Here is a 13,916-nt window from a genome sequence, read left to right on the forward strand (position 1 = left end):
ACCATGGCCTCCCCTCCCGGGTTGAAGATGCGGCCCAGTCCCATCACGGTGTCCTCCCCCTGTTTGTAGGTGACGAGCACGCTTCCCTCAGAGCGCTTCACCGTCGCGGGCACCCGCTTGCTTGCCACGCGGCGAAACCAGCCCTCGTGGACGAAGACGGTGTGCGGCACGTCCATGAAGTTCTCGACAAGGTTGGTCACCCCGTTGGGAAAGCGCGTCACCATGAAGTACACGGTCCACTTCGGGTCATCCCAGTACGGCACTCGGAAGGCCGGCCGGCGCGCTCGCTTTGCGTCCCCTCCCATAAAAATGAAGACGAGCCCGTCCTGCTCCAGCGTGTCGAAGCGCTGCAGCTTCCCGAGGTCACACGGGCGTACCTGGAGCCCTGCGCTCGCGTGGCCTCGTGCATCAAGCGCCTCGCCACACTGCTTGGGTCCGAGCGAGGGCACCTCCACCACCGCTCCCGAGGCGTCATACACCCAGCCGTGGTACGGGCAGCCAATGCGGCCATGAAAGACGGCTCCGGCGGACAGGCGCGCGTTGCGATGCAGGCAGCGGTCGCGCAGGGCCACGGGCCGGCCGTGCTCGTCGCGGAAGAGGACGACATTCGTCCCAAAGAGGGTGCGCGCCAACGGCTTGCCTGGAGTGAGCTCGGTGGAGAGGCAGGCCACGTACCAGAAGTCCTTGAGGGCACCGCAGCGGGTGAGGTCCGCCTCGGCCTCGAGGTCCACGGCGGGCGTCGTGACAAGCGCGAGGTTCTGGGCGTCGTTGGGGTTCCTCATGGGTGCTTCGTTCCTCGCTGGGAGAACCAGGCGGTCCAGCCTGCCTGGCGATGAAGGTCCATCGGCTTGATGTCCCCGGCACGCTGACCGAGCGCAATGCAGCGGGCCTCGTAGCCGCGAGTGCCCTCGGTGACACGGATGGCGCGCACGGGCCCGAGCTGGCCGAGCTCACGGGCATACCGATAGTGGAAGCCCTCGCAGAGGGCGCGCTCAAGGGCGTGGGCAGCCTCCTCGAGCCGCGCGTCGCTCGCGTCAGTCTCGAGGAAGAGCCGGTAGGCCGGCGGAGCGTGGGCTTCCCACTCGGGAGCCACCATCGCGAAGGAAGGACGCTGGCCTCCGAGCTCCCCGGGCAACAGCGACTCGAGCACGGTGGAGACGCGAGTCGCAGCGAGCTTCTCGCCAACAAGGTCGCTCACGGCATCGGCTCGGCCCATGAAACGCAGACAGGGCGTGGCGTGGTGGAAGCCCTCAACGCGGACGAGGTCTCCAATGCTGTAGCGCAACAGGCCACCCGAGGTGGACAGGAGCACGGAGTAGGTGCGCCCCACCTCGAGCTCCTGGGCAAGCAGGGGGCGCGCCTCGGGGTGCTCGGGGTCGAGGAACTCGAAGAAGTGGCTCCGAACGGCGAGCACGGGCGCGGGGGCTCCGAAGAGGGGTAGCGTGACGACACCCTCGGTGGCGAGCAGCCCCTTGCCCTGGACCTCGACTCCCTGGAAGCGTCGGTACGCGGGAGCGACAGAGTGAGCAGCCTGGGCATCGGTCCACATGCTGAGCAGTGCGAGCCGGGGCCATAGCGCACGTCCCTGAAACCCAGAACGAAGCACCTCGCGAAGCAAGCGAGCGCGCCCGGGTTGGGGGGTAAACCGCATCCGTGCGAGCACCGCGTCTACTCCTCCCTCTCCCCCTGGGAGAGGGTCGGGGTGAGGGTCTACGGGAGGTCGGCACACCCCGCGCTCCAAGTCCTCCGCCAGCCGTTCCCCATGCCGCTCCAGGGCATCCATTAGCAACGTGAGGAAGCTCGGGTTCCACACGCTCAGCAGCGCGAGGTCCTCACACGCCACAAGGAACCACAGCGTCACATACCGGCATGACTCGACATCGGGCAGGTGCGCCACTGCGCCCGGCACGGCAAATACACACGAGAGCAACGGTTGCAGAAACCGCGGAAAGTACGCCGAGTCCTCCACGCTGCCCACGGGAATGCCCCCCGCAGTGCGCCCCTTCTTGCGCCCAATGGGCGAGATGGACCAGTAGCTCGGCCCCTCGCGGACTGCGCGACGCGAGTGCAGCAGGTCGAACAGCATGGGCGCGAGCGCTCGGTGAAACTCGTTTAGCAGCCCTCGGGTCACGGGGACGTACTTGGACGCCCCAGAGGAACCTCCCGAGAGCTCGAAGCGGACCACCGGCTCTCGGGTGAGAACACGTGGCGCGCCCCCCTTGAGTGCCTCGATGTCCCCGAGCACCAAGTCCGGCGTGGAGACTGGCACGGCGTCCTGGAACTCTCGTGCGGTGCGGATGAGGGAGAAGCCTTGAGCCCTCGTGGCCTGCGTGGTGTCCCTCGTGGCCTGGAGAATCCGTGACAGGCTCTCGGCCTGGGCTTGAGCGGGATGATGGAGCGCTCGGTGGAACAGGAGCGCCGAGGGGGCTTGGGCCGCCATCAGGCCCGACAGCATCCGGCGCGAGGTCAGCATGGGTTCAATCTGGGGTGCTCGATACCCTCACCCCGGCCCTCTCCCGAAGGGAGAGGGGGGACGACAACCGGCTTCCACTTCATGCCCCCGCCCTTACACCGATCAGCTTCAGGCCCCGGCGCGTCCATATGCGCAGCTGCTTCATCGTCAGCTCCATCAGGGCCCCTATCAGGTCCCTCGCGCGAATCTCCGCCAGGCACACCAGCTCCTCCCCATCCACGTGCCCAGGATTGCTCATCGCGAAGAAGGCGATGTCTGCATGCGCCGCTGCCTTCCGGTCGATCGGCGACACCCCGTCCCTCACCCGGTAGTGCGCGCCCGTGAAGCGTACCGTCCCACGCTCCGCGTCGTACTGCTCCCCAAACCAGCGCTCGGCCAGTGCACGCAGGAACGACACGCGCTCCGATGGCGCCTCCCAATCGTGGCGCGGCACGGTGCGCGGGAAGTGGTTCACCGCCAGCAGGTACGTCTTGTAGCCCGCGCTCAGCAGCAGCCACAGCAGTGGGCGCAGTGGACGGCGCAGCTTGCGCGCGAGCATGAAGCGCCCGAAACGCACCTGCAGCTCCTTCTGTCCCCAGTAGTCCGGGTGGATGACCGTGTCGCCCGAGAAGACGACCTCCACCGCTCGGCCCCCCACCTGCTCCTCGGCGACGCGTAAGGTGCTGAAGCCCACCAGCTCGCCCGTACGCCTCGCGGACAGGAGAATCACATACTGTTTCTCGGCCAGGTCCCTCGTGAAGCGCTCGGCGCTGACGCCCGCGTAGCACACCTGCATCAATGCGAGCATCTGCGCCCGCTGGTGCTCGGTGAGCGACTCGCACGGGACGGTGGCCCCCTTTAGTGCGGAGAACATCGGCGTCCCTAGTGGCTGCCCTGCAGGCCCGCCGTGACGGCGCCCTGCCGGATGACGTGGTAGCGATCGGCCTCGAGCTGCACGGTCTGAACCTCGCCTCCGTACCAGTGGAGCGTGGCCGTCACGGGACCCGCGTGGCGACCGAGCCCGAAGTGCAGGCGCGGATCCGCCGAGGCGCTCAGTCCCCCCATCAGCCCCACCTCTTGCACCTGCTCCTCACGCCGCCCCCCCTCCTCGTAGGACACGACGACGCGCGTGCCCACCGCGCTCCGGGCCGTGTGCTGCCCGTCCCCCACGAGCGAGAGGCCTACGAAGTGCGCCGCGTCCCGGCCCGCCCCTTCGCGCAGCGAGTTGCGGTAGACGGACACAGGCCCGTGCTGGTTGGTGATGACCGCATCCAGGTCCCCATCATTGTCCAGGTCCGCCAGCAGCACGCCTCGCGAGTTGTCGGGCTCGTCCAGGCCCAGTTCCTTCGCCACGTCCACGAAGTGACCGGGGTCCTCGTCTCCGAGGTTCAGATACGCGCGCCGTGCCTCGTTCGGGTAGACCGTGCGCCCCCGAATGTCGCCCCACTTGTCCGCGTAGGTGTGCACCTCCGGACCGGACTGCATCAGCTTGTGGTTGACGTACCAGTAGTCCTTGCGGCCTGAGTCGTACAGGTGATCCAACCGGTCATCGATGTGGCCATTGGCCTGCAGGATGTCCGGCCACCCGTCGTTGTCCAGGTCCCCCGCCGCCGCGCCCCATCCGAAGCGCCGCTCGTTGAGCGCGCCGCGGAAAGTGGCCTCGTCCTTGAACTCGGGGACGAACGGCTCCTCGCCTCGCGACACCATCCACAAGAGGCTGCCTTCCGCCTGCAACGAGTGGTGCACGTTGGAGACATAGACATCCAGCCACCCGTTGCGATCGAAGTCCGCCACGCTGGCGTTCATCCCCTTGTATGTGTCTTTCCCAATCTCCCCAAAGAGCTTCCCCACCACGCGGCGGAAGTGCTTGCCCTGCTCGTTGAGGTAGACCTCGTCCGGGCCAAAGTCGTTGGCGATGTAGAGATCCGTCCAGCCGTCCTGGTTCAGGTCCACGGTGCTGACGGCGAGCGACCACCGTGTCTCCTTCAGCCCCATCGCCACGGAGTCCAGCTTTTCGAAGGTGCCATCCCCTCGAGCGCGGTAGAGCACGTTGAGGCCGCCGTTGTCGGCGTCGTGCCAGCCGTTGTGCATGAAGCGGAGCATGCGCCGGTCCCCGGGATACTCGGGCGGCGGCAGCCGGAAGAAGTTGAACGGCGTGGGCGTGGTGTAGTCCGGCAGGTGTGTGGTCAGCGCATTGGCCACGAAGAGGTCCAGGTGCCCGTCACGATCGAAGTCGAGCATCGTCACGGCGATGCTCACCGAGTGGTCCCCCACCCCCGCCTGGGTGGTGACGTCCTCGAAGGAGGCCGTGCCCGTCTCGCGCAGCTGGTTGCGCAGCAGCTTCGAGGGTCCGAAGGCCACGGCGATGGCCAGGTCCTGGTCCCCATCGCCGTCGTAGTCCACGAAGGTGCCTCCGGCGGCAGCGCCCTCGGTGGTGTAGTTCGCGGCGATGTGCTCCAGCGCGGGCACCTTCACGCGCTCGAAGCAGAGGTCGCCCAGGTTGCGGTAGAGCGCGGCACGGTACGCGTCTGACTTGAGCGCGTTCGCGAGGAAGAGGTCCAGCATCCCGTCGCCATCGAAGTCCCCGGTGGCCACCGCGTCGCCCACGCTCAGCACCCACTTGGACACGTGCAGCACGCGCGGGTCCACGTGCGTCAGCACATCCCCCATGGTGGAGCCGAGCCCCGAGTGCGCGGCCTCCATTCGCTCCATGCGGAAGGGCAGCGGCCGGGACATCACCGTGGGCGCCACGACAAGGAAGTAGCCCCCAGCCAGCACGGCCCCAAGTCCTCCCACCGCCGCCAGGCGCTTCAGCGGCCCCGGCGACAACAGGCCCGCCACATACGCGCGAGGCCCGCGCTTCCACAGGGCGCGCCCGTGCAGGAAGAGAAAGCGCGCCGTGGCGCACGTGAGCGCCGCGTAGAAGAAGGTGAAGACGCTCTCCTTCAGGTGGAGCACCAGGTCCACCAGCGTGAGGGCGAGCGCAAGCAGCACCTGTGCCTTCGGCGTCCCCGGCGACGTGCCAGGGTCCGTAATCATGTAGAAGGTGAAGATGAAGAAGGCCGGCGCTCCCAGCGTGCCCAAGAAGAGCACCTCGGGCGGCAGGTGGTAGCGCAGGATGTACGCGCGCAGGGCCGTCTGCAGCGCGTAGAAGAAGAGGAAGCTCAGCACCAGCCACGTGCGGCCCACGCGGAAGAAGAAGAGCACCAGCGCCGCCATGACGATGAAGGCTGACAGGGCGATCTCCCCGTTGGCCCACTGGTAGGCCGGCGCGGCGGTGATGAGCTCGCGGGTGAAGAGCAGTGAGGTGGCCACGCCGAACATGGACGGGTTGAAGACGTGGCGGCCCTCGAAGGTGAGCACGTACTTGGAGCCGATGGTGAGCCACACCGGCAGCAGCAACAGCCAGCTCGAGTGCGAGTAGTTGAGCAGCAATGCCAGCGAGCAGCACGAGATGTAGCCGCTCAGGGGCACCACCTTCTCGCGACGCAGCAGCCACCCCAGCCCCGCGTCCAGCACGCTGCCGCTGACAACGATGGCCGCCATCTGCCACGGACTGCGGTTGAAGCCGAAGAAGGAGAAGCCCAGCACCCCGTAGAGCGTGAGGATGGCGGCGAAGGGGATGCGAGGATCGCTCCACCGGGGCCACACCCAGCCCCAGCGCTCGACACGGGGTCCCCTCTGCACCACGTTGCCCACGGGCACCGGGTGTGTCATCGCCTGCTCTGCTTTCATGGGATGCGCCTCCGAGCGCGCGCCGAGAGTGCCGCGCCCCCGCTCCCCTGTCCAGGACGGGTGGGGGGCTTGCATGTCCCCCCGGATGCCTGCCCACCATCTCGCTGATGTCCAGGTCTCTCTCCTCTTGCGCGGCCCCGGTTGCAAACTCCGAGCACACCCTCTCCCTTCGCGATCCTGTGCCGAAGGAGCTGCTCGCGCGCGCCAGCCTGCCGGGCCTGGCTCGACTCGCCGTCGCGCAGTGGGGGTGGATAGGCCTGTGCTGGGTGGGCATGAGCCTGGTGCCCAAGATGGCTCCGCTGCTCGCGCTGCTCGTCGCCGGCCGGCTGCACGCGCTCGGCGTCATTCTCCATGACGCCATCCACCTGCCCTGGCGCCACAAGGGCCCTGGCCTCCGGTTGCTGGAGCTCTTCACTGGCTACCCCGTCGCCACCACGCTCGAGGCCATGCGCTACCACCACCTGCGCCACCACCGCGACGCGGGCCTGCCGAGCGACCCCTACCGTCGTCCTCCCGCGAGCCCCTGGCGCCAGCTGCTCGTGTGGTTCCGCGTCTGCCCCATCCTCCCCTTCTGGGTACTGCGCGGACCGCTCGGGTTGCTCGCGTGGCTGCTGCCTCCACTGCGCACCCCCTATGCGCGGCTCTTCCTCCAGGATCGTTCCGGGAAGGACCTCACCCACGACGCCGAGGTGCTCGCCTGCGCCCGCGCCGAAGCCGGCCAGGTCCTCTTCCACCTCGTCGTGCTCGCAGCCGCCCTGCGCTGGCCCACGGCGGTGGGTCTCGGCTACGGGCTGCCCTTCCTGATCGCCTCGGGGCTCTGTGCGTGGCGACTGCTCGCGGAGCACACGCCCCGCTCGGTCCAGGGGCGTACCCTGCACGACGTGCTCGCCTGCACGTCGGACCATGGGCTGGGCCTCGTGGGCCGGCTCCTCACCGCTCCGCTCAACGTGGGCTGTCACGTGGTGCACCACCTGCATCCCCAGGTGTCCCTGCACCACCTGCCCCGTCTGCGCGCCTGGTACCTGCTGCGCTACCCTGCGCTCTACCCCCGCCCGCGTCGTCCTTGATGCTCTCCCCGCTCTCCCGCGTCCTCATCCTCGCCCTGCTGGGCCTGTCCGTGCTGCTCGGCGTCCTCTTCTGGCGAAAGCAGAACGTGCAGCGCTCCCGCGGCGGTCGCATCTCCCCGCCCAAGCTCGCCTGGCTCCTCTACGCCGTCTTCCTCTGGTTCCTCCTCTGCCCCCTCGTTGCGCTCGACTCCGCCGTGAGTCCGTACCTGCGCGGGGTGCTCGGAAGCTTCGGCGCCTTCATGTGGGTGCGCGGCGTGGCCGAGCTCTACATGCTCTACATCTCCCACAACTGGCGGCCTCCCTACGGCATCGCCCACGACGTGCTGTGCATCCTCCTCGTGCTCGGTGGCCTCTCCGGCTACTGGCTCCACCAGGAGGGTCCGCTCTCGCACATGGACGTGTGGGCGTTGTCGCTCATCGCCCTCGTCCTGGTGAGCCTCTTCATCGAAGTCCTCTACGCCACACTCTTCTTCCAGGCCGTGGAGGGACACACCGTGGGTGAAGATGGCATCTGGTTCGCCGACGAGGAGCAGGCCCGCTTCCGCCGCATCAACCGCATCACCTTCGCCTGCAACATCCCCCTGTACGCAGGCCTGGGCGTGCTGCTCGCGGTGGGCCTCGGAGTCGGCAACTAGAAGCTGTTCTTCTCGGGAACTGAAGACCTGGAACAGCCGTCCAACACGGCAAAGCTGGATTTCGGGGCCTTATTCCCTTAATCCAGAATGCAGGCTAATGATGACAATAATGTAATTTTCTAGTAACATGAGGGTCCGCCCAGAGGGGTCAAACCCGTGTGGCAGACTTGTGACGTGACGGCAGTGGGGAGGCTCCGGGCATCCCCCACCCGTAGCCCGTCGTCACGGCCGTACCTCCCCCTCCACTCTGTAGGAAGGACGGATGATGAAGGCCACTTCTCTCAAATCCCGCGTGACTCGTACCTTGATGATGGGCTTGTGCCTCATGGCGGCTCCCGCCGTGCAGGCCAGCGGCATCAAGGTGCTAGAGCCGCGGCTGTCCACCGTGAAGCCCACCAGCCCCGAGCTCGACCCGGAGACGCCGGTGCAGCGCCTGGTGGTGAAGTTCCAGGAGGGCACTCGGGTGCGCCTGCGGGGCGGGATGATCCGGGCGATGGGCTCCGAGCGCAGCCAGGGCGAGCACCAGCGGATGGTGCGCTTCGGCCTCTCCGAGAATCGGCTCCAGTCGGATGTGGAGATCGCCCTCAAGCTGATGCTGCGCGCCCCGCGCATGGGCCCACCGCAGCGGCTCTTCCGCGAGGACGAGTTCACCCTGTCCGAGCGCAAGCACCTCGCCGAGGAGCACAGTGGCAGGGAGATGGCGGACCTGGATTTGTACTTCGAGGTGCCGCTGCGGCCCGGAACGCTCGCCGGTGAGGTGAACGGGCTGGTGATGCAGCTCAACGCGCTCGACAGCGTGGAGATCGCCTACGCCGAGGCGGCCACCCAGCCGGTCGTATTCGGCATCGCCGCGGATGGCGAGGTGCCGGCCACCCCGGTGACGTACGAGAGCCAGCAGGGCTACCTGGAACAGGCCCCGTACGGCATCGACGCGCGCTACGCCTGGACGGTGCCGGGGGGCACGGGCACGGGCGTGAAGATCGTCGACGTGGAGGGCGCCTGGAACGGCTCGCATGAGGATCTGCCGCCCTTCTTCCATGAGGGAGGCATTCAGTACGGCAGCACGGCCTGGCGCAACCACGGCACCGCGGTGATGGGAATCATGGTGGGCAAGGCCAACGGCTACGGCGTCACCGGCGTCTCCCACGGAGCCCAGGTGGGACGCGAGGGCATCGCCAACCAGAGCATCGCGAGCGCCATCACCCGTGCGGCGCTCGCCGCGGGCCCAGGCGGTGTCGTGCTGCTGCAGCTCCAGGCCCCGGGGCCTCGCAGCACCAAGAACTGCGCCTGCAACGTGAGCCAGTGCAATGAAATCCCCCTGGAATACTGGCAGGCCAACTTCGACGCCATCGCCCAGGCCACCGCCAACGGCGTGCACGTGGTGGAGGCCGCCGGTAACGGCAGCGTGAACCTGGATGCGCCGGAGTATCACGGTGCCTTCAATCGCGCGGTGCGAGACTCGGGCGCCATCTTCGTGGGCGCCAGCAGCGCCATCTCCCGCACGCCCATGTGCTGGAGTAACTACGGCAGCCGCGTGGACGTGCATGGCTGGGGCGAGAACGTCGTGACGCTCGGCTACGGCGACCTGGCCTCCACCACCGAGAACCGGTGGTACACGGCCAGCTTCGGCGGCACCTCCAGCGCGGCCCCCATGGTGGTGGGCACGGTGGCCAACCTCCAGGGCATTGCCAACGCCGCCGGCAAGGGTCCCATCAACCCCCGCGCCCTGCGTGAGCTGCTGCGCGCCACCGGCACGCCGCAGGCCGCTGGAACGAAGCAGATCGGCCCGCTGCCCAACCTGCGCGCCGCCATTCCCCAGCTGCTCGCGAAGTGAGCACGCCCGTGCCCCGTGGCGCCCACTCGGGCCGCGGGGTCGCAACACCCGGTACCGGAGCCCACGCGGGCTCCGGGCCTACACCGACAGCGATTCCTCCTCACCGTAGATGAGCCAGCGCCGCGCCGAGCTGTCGTCCGTGAAGCGGCGGAGAATCTTGTCCGTCCCGCTCTCGCGCGCCACGCGGTTGAGCTGCAGCACGGCCAGCTGGCTCTCCACCATCTCGGCCACGCGCTGCACACCGTGGTTGATGCCGAACTGCTGCACGTCCCGAAGCGCCTCCGCCACCTGCGGCGCGGAGGGACGGAAGGTGCGCATGTCCGCCTTGATCTTGATGCTTCGCCCAGCCAGGCCGAGCGTCGCCACCTTCAACTCCTCGACGAACTTCGACATCTCGTCCGGCCGGATCAGGCCGTCCAGAACGAGATCGATGATCGCGTGCTGCTTGTCGACATCGACTCTGTACACGACCACTCTCCTTCCGTGTTGGGGGAACACGGCACGGGGGGTTAAAGGGGAGATGGAGAGGTACAAGTCTATACCGCACTCCCTTGGGACAGATGCCCTACCACTCAGGGTGTCAGGTAGTCAGCCCCTTTCTAAGACGGAGAGTAACAACTCCAAGGCGCGCGCCGCAGCAGCCCGACGGATCTCCGTCCGATCGCCCGAGAAGAGGTGACGCTCGTGGAGGACGGTGCCCCCGCGGCGTGCCACAGCCAGGTAAACAAGCCCCACGGGCTTGGCTGCCGAGCCACCCGAAGGGCCTGCAATGCCTGTCTCGCCGAGCCCCAGGTCCGCATGAGAGCGCGCCAGTGCGCCCTCGGCCAGGGCGCGGGCCACTTCCTCGCTGACGGCCCCGTGGGCCACCATCAGCTCCACTGGCACGCCGAGCTGCTCTGTCTTGGCTTCGTTCGAGTACGGGACAAAGCCACGCTCCACCACGGCGGAGGCGCCGGGGATGTCCGTCAGGCACGCGGACACGAGTCCCCCTGTGCTGGCCTCGGCCAACGCCAGCCGTACGCCCGCGCGCCGGCAGGCCTCCAATACGCGGCGCGCCCGCTCTTCCAGCTCAGGTTGCGTCACGCACTCGTGTCCAGGGTGGCGCAGATGACCGGGACCAGCATCTCCTCCCGGTGGCCCACGCCCACGTAGCCCGGACCCTGGCGGATGTGCACCGTGGGGTGCGGGAAGGACCAGGAGCCCTCGAGCAGCCGAGCCGGTGCCGGAGAGAAGCCCGCGTTGCTCAGCCGCTCCACCCACGTCTCCACCCGCTCGTGCCGCTCGTAGCGCTGCGAGTCGTCCACCACGCCGAGGATGTCCTCCAGCTCGCGGCCGAAGAAGAGCTTGATGCCGTTGCGCTCGCGCGCGGGCAGGCCCAGCTCGTCCACCATGTCGAAGTTGTGGGAGAAGTGATTCCAGACGTTGTGGAAGCGCTGGGACAGCGAGTCGGTGACGTGGTCCGAGTTCGGCTCGCACAGCACCACGGCGGTGGGCTCCACCGCACGCAGCCGGTGGAAGATGTCCTGTCTGTCCACGCCCGCGGCCATGTGGTGCAGCGCAAAGGCCGAGTGCACCACGCGAGGCCCGGGGCAGTCGCGCAGCAGGCCCCAGTCGCTCGCGTCGAGCGCCTCGATGACCTTGGGGATACCCCGGAAGCGCAGCTTGATGCCGAGCTCCTGGGCCGTCTCCAGGAGGCTGACTTCCGCTCGCCGCAGGCTGTCCGTGTCCGGCTCCACGCCCACCACGGTGAGCCGCCGGGGCGCCGCGCCGCTCGCCTTCAGCGTCCGCAGCAGCGCCACCTCCTGCCGCCCCGTGCCCAGCCCCACGTCCAGCAGCGTGGCCTCCTCATGGCCCGAGAGCAGACGGCACAGCACATCATTGGCGATCTGCCCGGCCAGGCCCACCATCGGCAACCGCTCGGCCACCAGGTTGAAGAGGGAGATCTGCGGCAGCTCGAAGCGCCGCAGGTACAGGTTCATCTGCTGCGCCTCGCCGACTCCCAACCGCCGCGCCAGCGCCGTGGCGAAGAGGAAGTACTGCATGTCCTCGTCCACCGCGTCGACGTCCAACATCCGTGTGAGCGCCGCCAATGCGCGCCGGGCCGCGGACGCCTGCCCTCCCTGGAGCTCCTCCAACGCACGCAACAACAATGCGAATTTTTCCGAATGCACTTCACGACCTCCAGAGCCCCTCCAGGAGCGATCAGGATTATCCCCGCTCTCCTCGGAGTTCGTCCATCCCGGTTAATTTCCGGTGTCACTGTCTTCCCGGAAAACCGTTGAAGTGCAAGAGGTACGATCCGACCCAGGCGGGTCAACGGCGCCGACGTCCGCCCAGGGCGATGAGCAGGACACCACCGGCCACGCACCCACCGCCGATGAGGAGATCACGCTGGGTGCGCTCGGTGTAGCGCCCGGTGAGCTTCTCCACGGCACGCTCCGCGAGGGAGTCGGTGGCGCGGTAGGCACTCACCAGGAGCACGGTGCCTGCGATGACGAGAACGAATCCCACGATGCGGGCGATCCCCACGGCTTACCTCTCGATGGCATTGAGACGAGCCGGGACCTCCCGGCACGGCGCGCAGGTTAATGCGGAATGGGCGCCCCGGGGGTAGCTTCCGCGCGCATGGCGACCTCCCTCCTCGAGACCTTCCTCACCCGCGCCCGACAAGAACCCGGGCGGCCCGTCCTGGACTTCGAGCAGCAGCGCTTCACCGCCGGCCAGCTCGCCGGTCACGTCGCCGCCTTCGCCAGCGCCCTCCAGCGCCGCGGAGTGAAGCCCGGGGAGCGCGTGGCCCTCTTCTTGGAGAACAGCCCCGCCTTCGTCATCTCCTACCTGGGCACTCAGTACGCCGGGGGCGTCGTCGTCCTCGTCAACACCCAGTACCGCCTGGTGGAGCTCAGCCACATCCTCTCCGACGCTGGGGCTCGCGTCTGCGTCACCGGAGCCGCGGGCGCCGCCGAGCTCGCGCCCTTGAGGCCACAGCTCCCCTCGCTCGAGTGGCTCGTCACCGTGGAGCCCCCTGGCGCCCCCGTTCCGTGGCCCGTCGTCGACTTCGACGCGCTCCTCGCCGAGGGCGACGCCTCCGCCTCCCTCCCCCTGCCTCAGGGAGAGCAGCTCGCGGTGCTCGGCTACACCTCTGGCACCACCGGCCGCTCCAAAGGCGCCATGCTGCTGCACCGCAACCTGCTCGCCAACGTGCGCGCCGTCACCGAGGCCTGGCGCTGGACGGAGAGCGACAGGCTCCTGCTCACCCTTCCTCTCTTCCATACCCACGGCCTCATGGTGGGCCTCCACGGCACGCTCTACTCCGGTGGCAGCGTGGACTTGCGCCGCCGCTTCGCCGCCCCCGAGGTGCTCGCCGCCCTGCGTGAGGACGCCTCGCTCACGATGTTCTTCGGCGTGCCCACCATGTACGGCCGGCTCGTCGAGGAGGCCCGCCGCACCGGCGTGCGCCCCCGTCCCCTCCGGCTGCTCGCCTCCGGCTCCGCTCCGCTCAGCCCCCAGCTCTTCCACGATGTGGAGGAGACGTTCGGCCAGCGCATCCTCGAGCGCTACGGCATGACGGAGACCCTCATGAACACCACCAACCCCTACGAGGGCGAGCGGCGTCCCGGCACCGTGGGCATGCCCTACCCTGGCCAGGAGGCGCGCGTGGTGGACGTGCGCACCCGCCAGCCGCTGCCGGACGGAGAGACGGGTGAAATCGAGGTCCGGGGCCCCCACGTCTTCGCCGGCTACTGGCAGCGCCCGGACGCCACCACCGAGGCCTTCGACCCCGCGGGCTGGTTCCGCACCGGGGACCTCGGCCTGAGGGACGCCGACGGCTACTTCCATATTACGGGCCGCGCGCGCGAGCTCATCATCAGCGGCGGCTTCAACGTCTACCCGCGCGAGGTGGAGGAGGTGCTCGCCACCCACCCTGGCGTCGCCGAGGTGGCGGTGCTCGGCCTGCCGGATCCGGACTTCGGCGAGCAGGTGGTGGCTGTCATCGTCCCCCGCGCTCCCGCGCCCGAGGCCCAGGTGCTGGTGGACTTCTGCAAGGACAGGCTCGCCAGCTTCAAGAAGCCCCGCCGCGTCGTCTTCGTGGAGGCCTTGCCCCGCAACGCGCTCGGCAAGGTTCAAAAGCATGTGCTGCGCGAGCGCCTCCAGTCCGACACCACCGTCCAGAAGCCAACAGTCACCTGAACGTT

Annotated in this window: 12 protein-coding genes (1 of these 12 cut by a window edge); 4 read left to right on the forward strand and 8 right to left on the reverse strand. The window is 68.3% G+C overall.

Translation table 11 applies throughout. The features are described from left to right. The 4 genes from F0U60_RS50260 to F0U60_RS50275 form a co-directional block, all read right to left on the reverse strand. Positions 1 to 782, reverse strand: partial view of a Rieske 2Fe-2S domain-containing protein gene (locus F0U60_RS50260; protein WP_395811624.1) — the 5' portion only. The gene continues 406 nt to the left of window position 1, outside the view; 782 of the gene's 1,188 nt are visible here — the first part of the coding sequence; it begins with the start codon at positions 780 to 782; its stop codon lies beyond the left edge, outside the window. Beyond that, entirely contained in the window at positions 779 to 2,473 is a 1,695-nt protein-coding gene (locus tag F0U60_RS50265; RefSeq protein ID WP_395811626.1) for a GH3 auxin-responsive promoter family protein, read from the reverse strand. The genes F0U60_RS50260 and F0U60_RS50265 overlap by 4 nt, the downstream gene beginning before the upstream one ends. Before the next feature lie 79 nt (positions 2,474 to 2,552). Continuing rightward, positions 2,553 to 3,326, reverse strand: coding sequence for a hypothetical protein (locus F0U60_RS50270; RefSeq protein WP_395811628.1), 774 nt, complete (start codon positions 3,324 to 3,326; stop codon positions 2,553 to 2,555). A gap of 8 nt (positions 3,327 to 3,334) precedes the next feature. Beyond that, on the reverse strand, positions 3,335 to 6,187 hold the full coding sequence (locus F0U60_RS50275; RefSeq protein ID WP_395811630.1) for an FG-GAP-like repeat-containing protein: 2,853 nt from the start codon (positions 6,185 to 6,187) through the stop codon (positions 3,335 to 3,337). Positions 6,188 to 6,366: 179 nt separating this feature from the next. Here F0U60_RS50275 and F0U60_RS50280 point away from each other — a divergent pair, with 179 nt between their 5' ends. The 3 genes from F0U60_RS50280 (at position 6,367) to F0U60_RS50290 (ending at position 9,723) form a co-directional block, all read left to right on the forward strand. Beyond that, positions 6,367 to 7,254, forward strand: coding sequence for a fatty acid desaturase family protein (locus tag F0U60_RS50280; protein ID WP_395811632.1), 888 nt, complete (start codon positions 6,367 to 6,369; stop codon positions 7,252 to 7,254). Continuing rightward, positions 7,254 to 7,889: a hypothetical protein gene (locus tag F0U60_RS50285; RefSeq protein WP_395825800.1), complete on the forward strand. Its 636-nt coding sequence runs from the start codon at positions 7,254 to 7,256 to the stop codon at positions 7,887 to 7,889. The genes F0U60_RS50280 and F0U60_RS50285 overlap by 1 nt, the downstream gene beginning before the upstream one ends. Before the next feature lie 262 nt (positions 7,890 to 8,151). Beyond that, positions 8,152 to 9,723 carry a S8 family peptidase gene (locus F0U60_RS50290; protein WP_395811634.1) on the forward strand — a complete coding sequence of 524 codons (1,572 nt, stop codon included), beginning with the start codon at positions 8,152 to 8,154 and terminating at the stop codon, positions 9,721 to 9,723. 78 nt (positions 9,724 to 9,801) lie between these two features. Here F0U60_RS50290 and F0U60_RS50295 read toward each other — a convergent pair whose 3' ends face one another. The 4 genes from F0U60_RS50295 to F0U60_RS50310 all read right to left on the reverse strand — a co-directional run bounded on the left by F0U60_RS50295 (position 9,802) and on the right by F0U60_RS50310 (position 12,252). Next, positions 9,802 to 10,191 carry a hypothetical protein gene (locus F0U60_RS50295; protein WP_395811636.1) on the reverse strand — a complete coding sequence of 130 codons (390 nt, stop codon included), beginning with the start codon at positions 10,189 to 10,191 and terminating at the stop codon, positions 9,802 to 9,804. Between the two features lie 120 nt (positions 10,192 to 10,311). Next, positions 10,312 to 10,806 carry a CinA family protein gene (locus tag F0U60_RS50300; RefSeq protein WP_395811638.1) on the reverse strand — a complete coding sequence of 165 codons (495 nt, stop codon included), beginning with the start codon at positions 10,804 to 10,806 and terminating at the stop codon, positions 10,312 to 10,314. Continuing rightward, positions 10,803 to 11,894: a GRAS family protein gene (locus tag F0U60_RS50305; protein WP_395811640.1), complete on the reverse strand. Its 1,092-nt coding sequence runs from the start codon at positions 11,892 to 11,894 to the stop codon at positions 10,803 to 10,805. The genes F0U60_RS50300 and F0U60_RS50305 overlap by 4 nt, the downstream gene beginning before the upstream one ends. Positions 11,895 to 12,036: 142 nt before the next feature. After that, on the reverse strand, positions 12,037 to 12,252 hold the full coding sequence (locus F0U60_RS50310) for a DUF3185 family protein (RefSeq protein ID WP_395811642.1): 216 nt from the start codon (positions 12,250 to 12,252) through the stop codon (positions 12,037 to 12,039). Between the two features lie 96 nt (positions 12,253 to 12,348). Between F0U60_RS50310 and F0U60_RS50315 the strand changes: the two genes are divergently transcribed. Beyond that, complete coding sequence (locus F0U60_RS50315; RefSeq protein ID WP_395811644.1) at positions 12,349 to 13,911, forward strand: AMP-binding protein; 1,563 nt, start codon at positions 12,349 to 12,351, stop codon at positions 13,909 to 13,911. Positions 13,912 to 13,916: the final 5 nt, after the last annotated feature.

It is taken from the genome of Archangium minus (assembly GCF_044360475.1).
Taxonomy (GTDB): domain Bacteria; phylum Myxococcota; class Myxococcia; order Myxococcales; family Myxococcaceae; genus Archangium; species Archangium minus.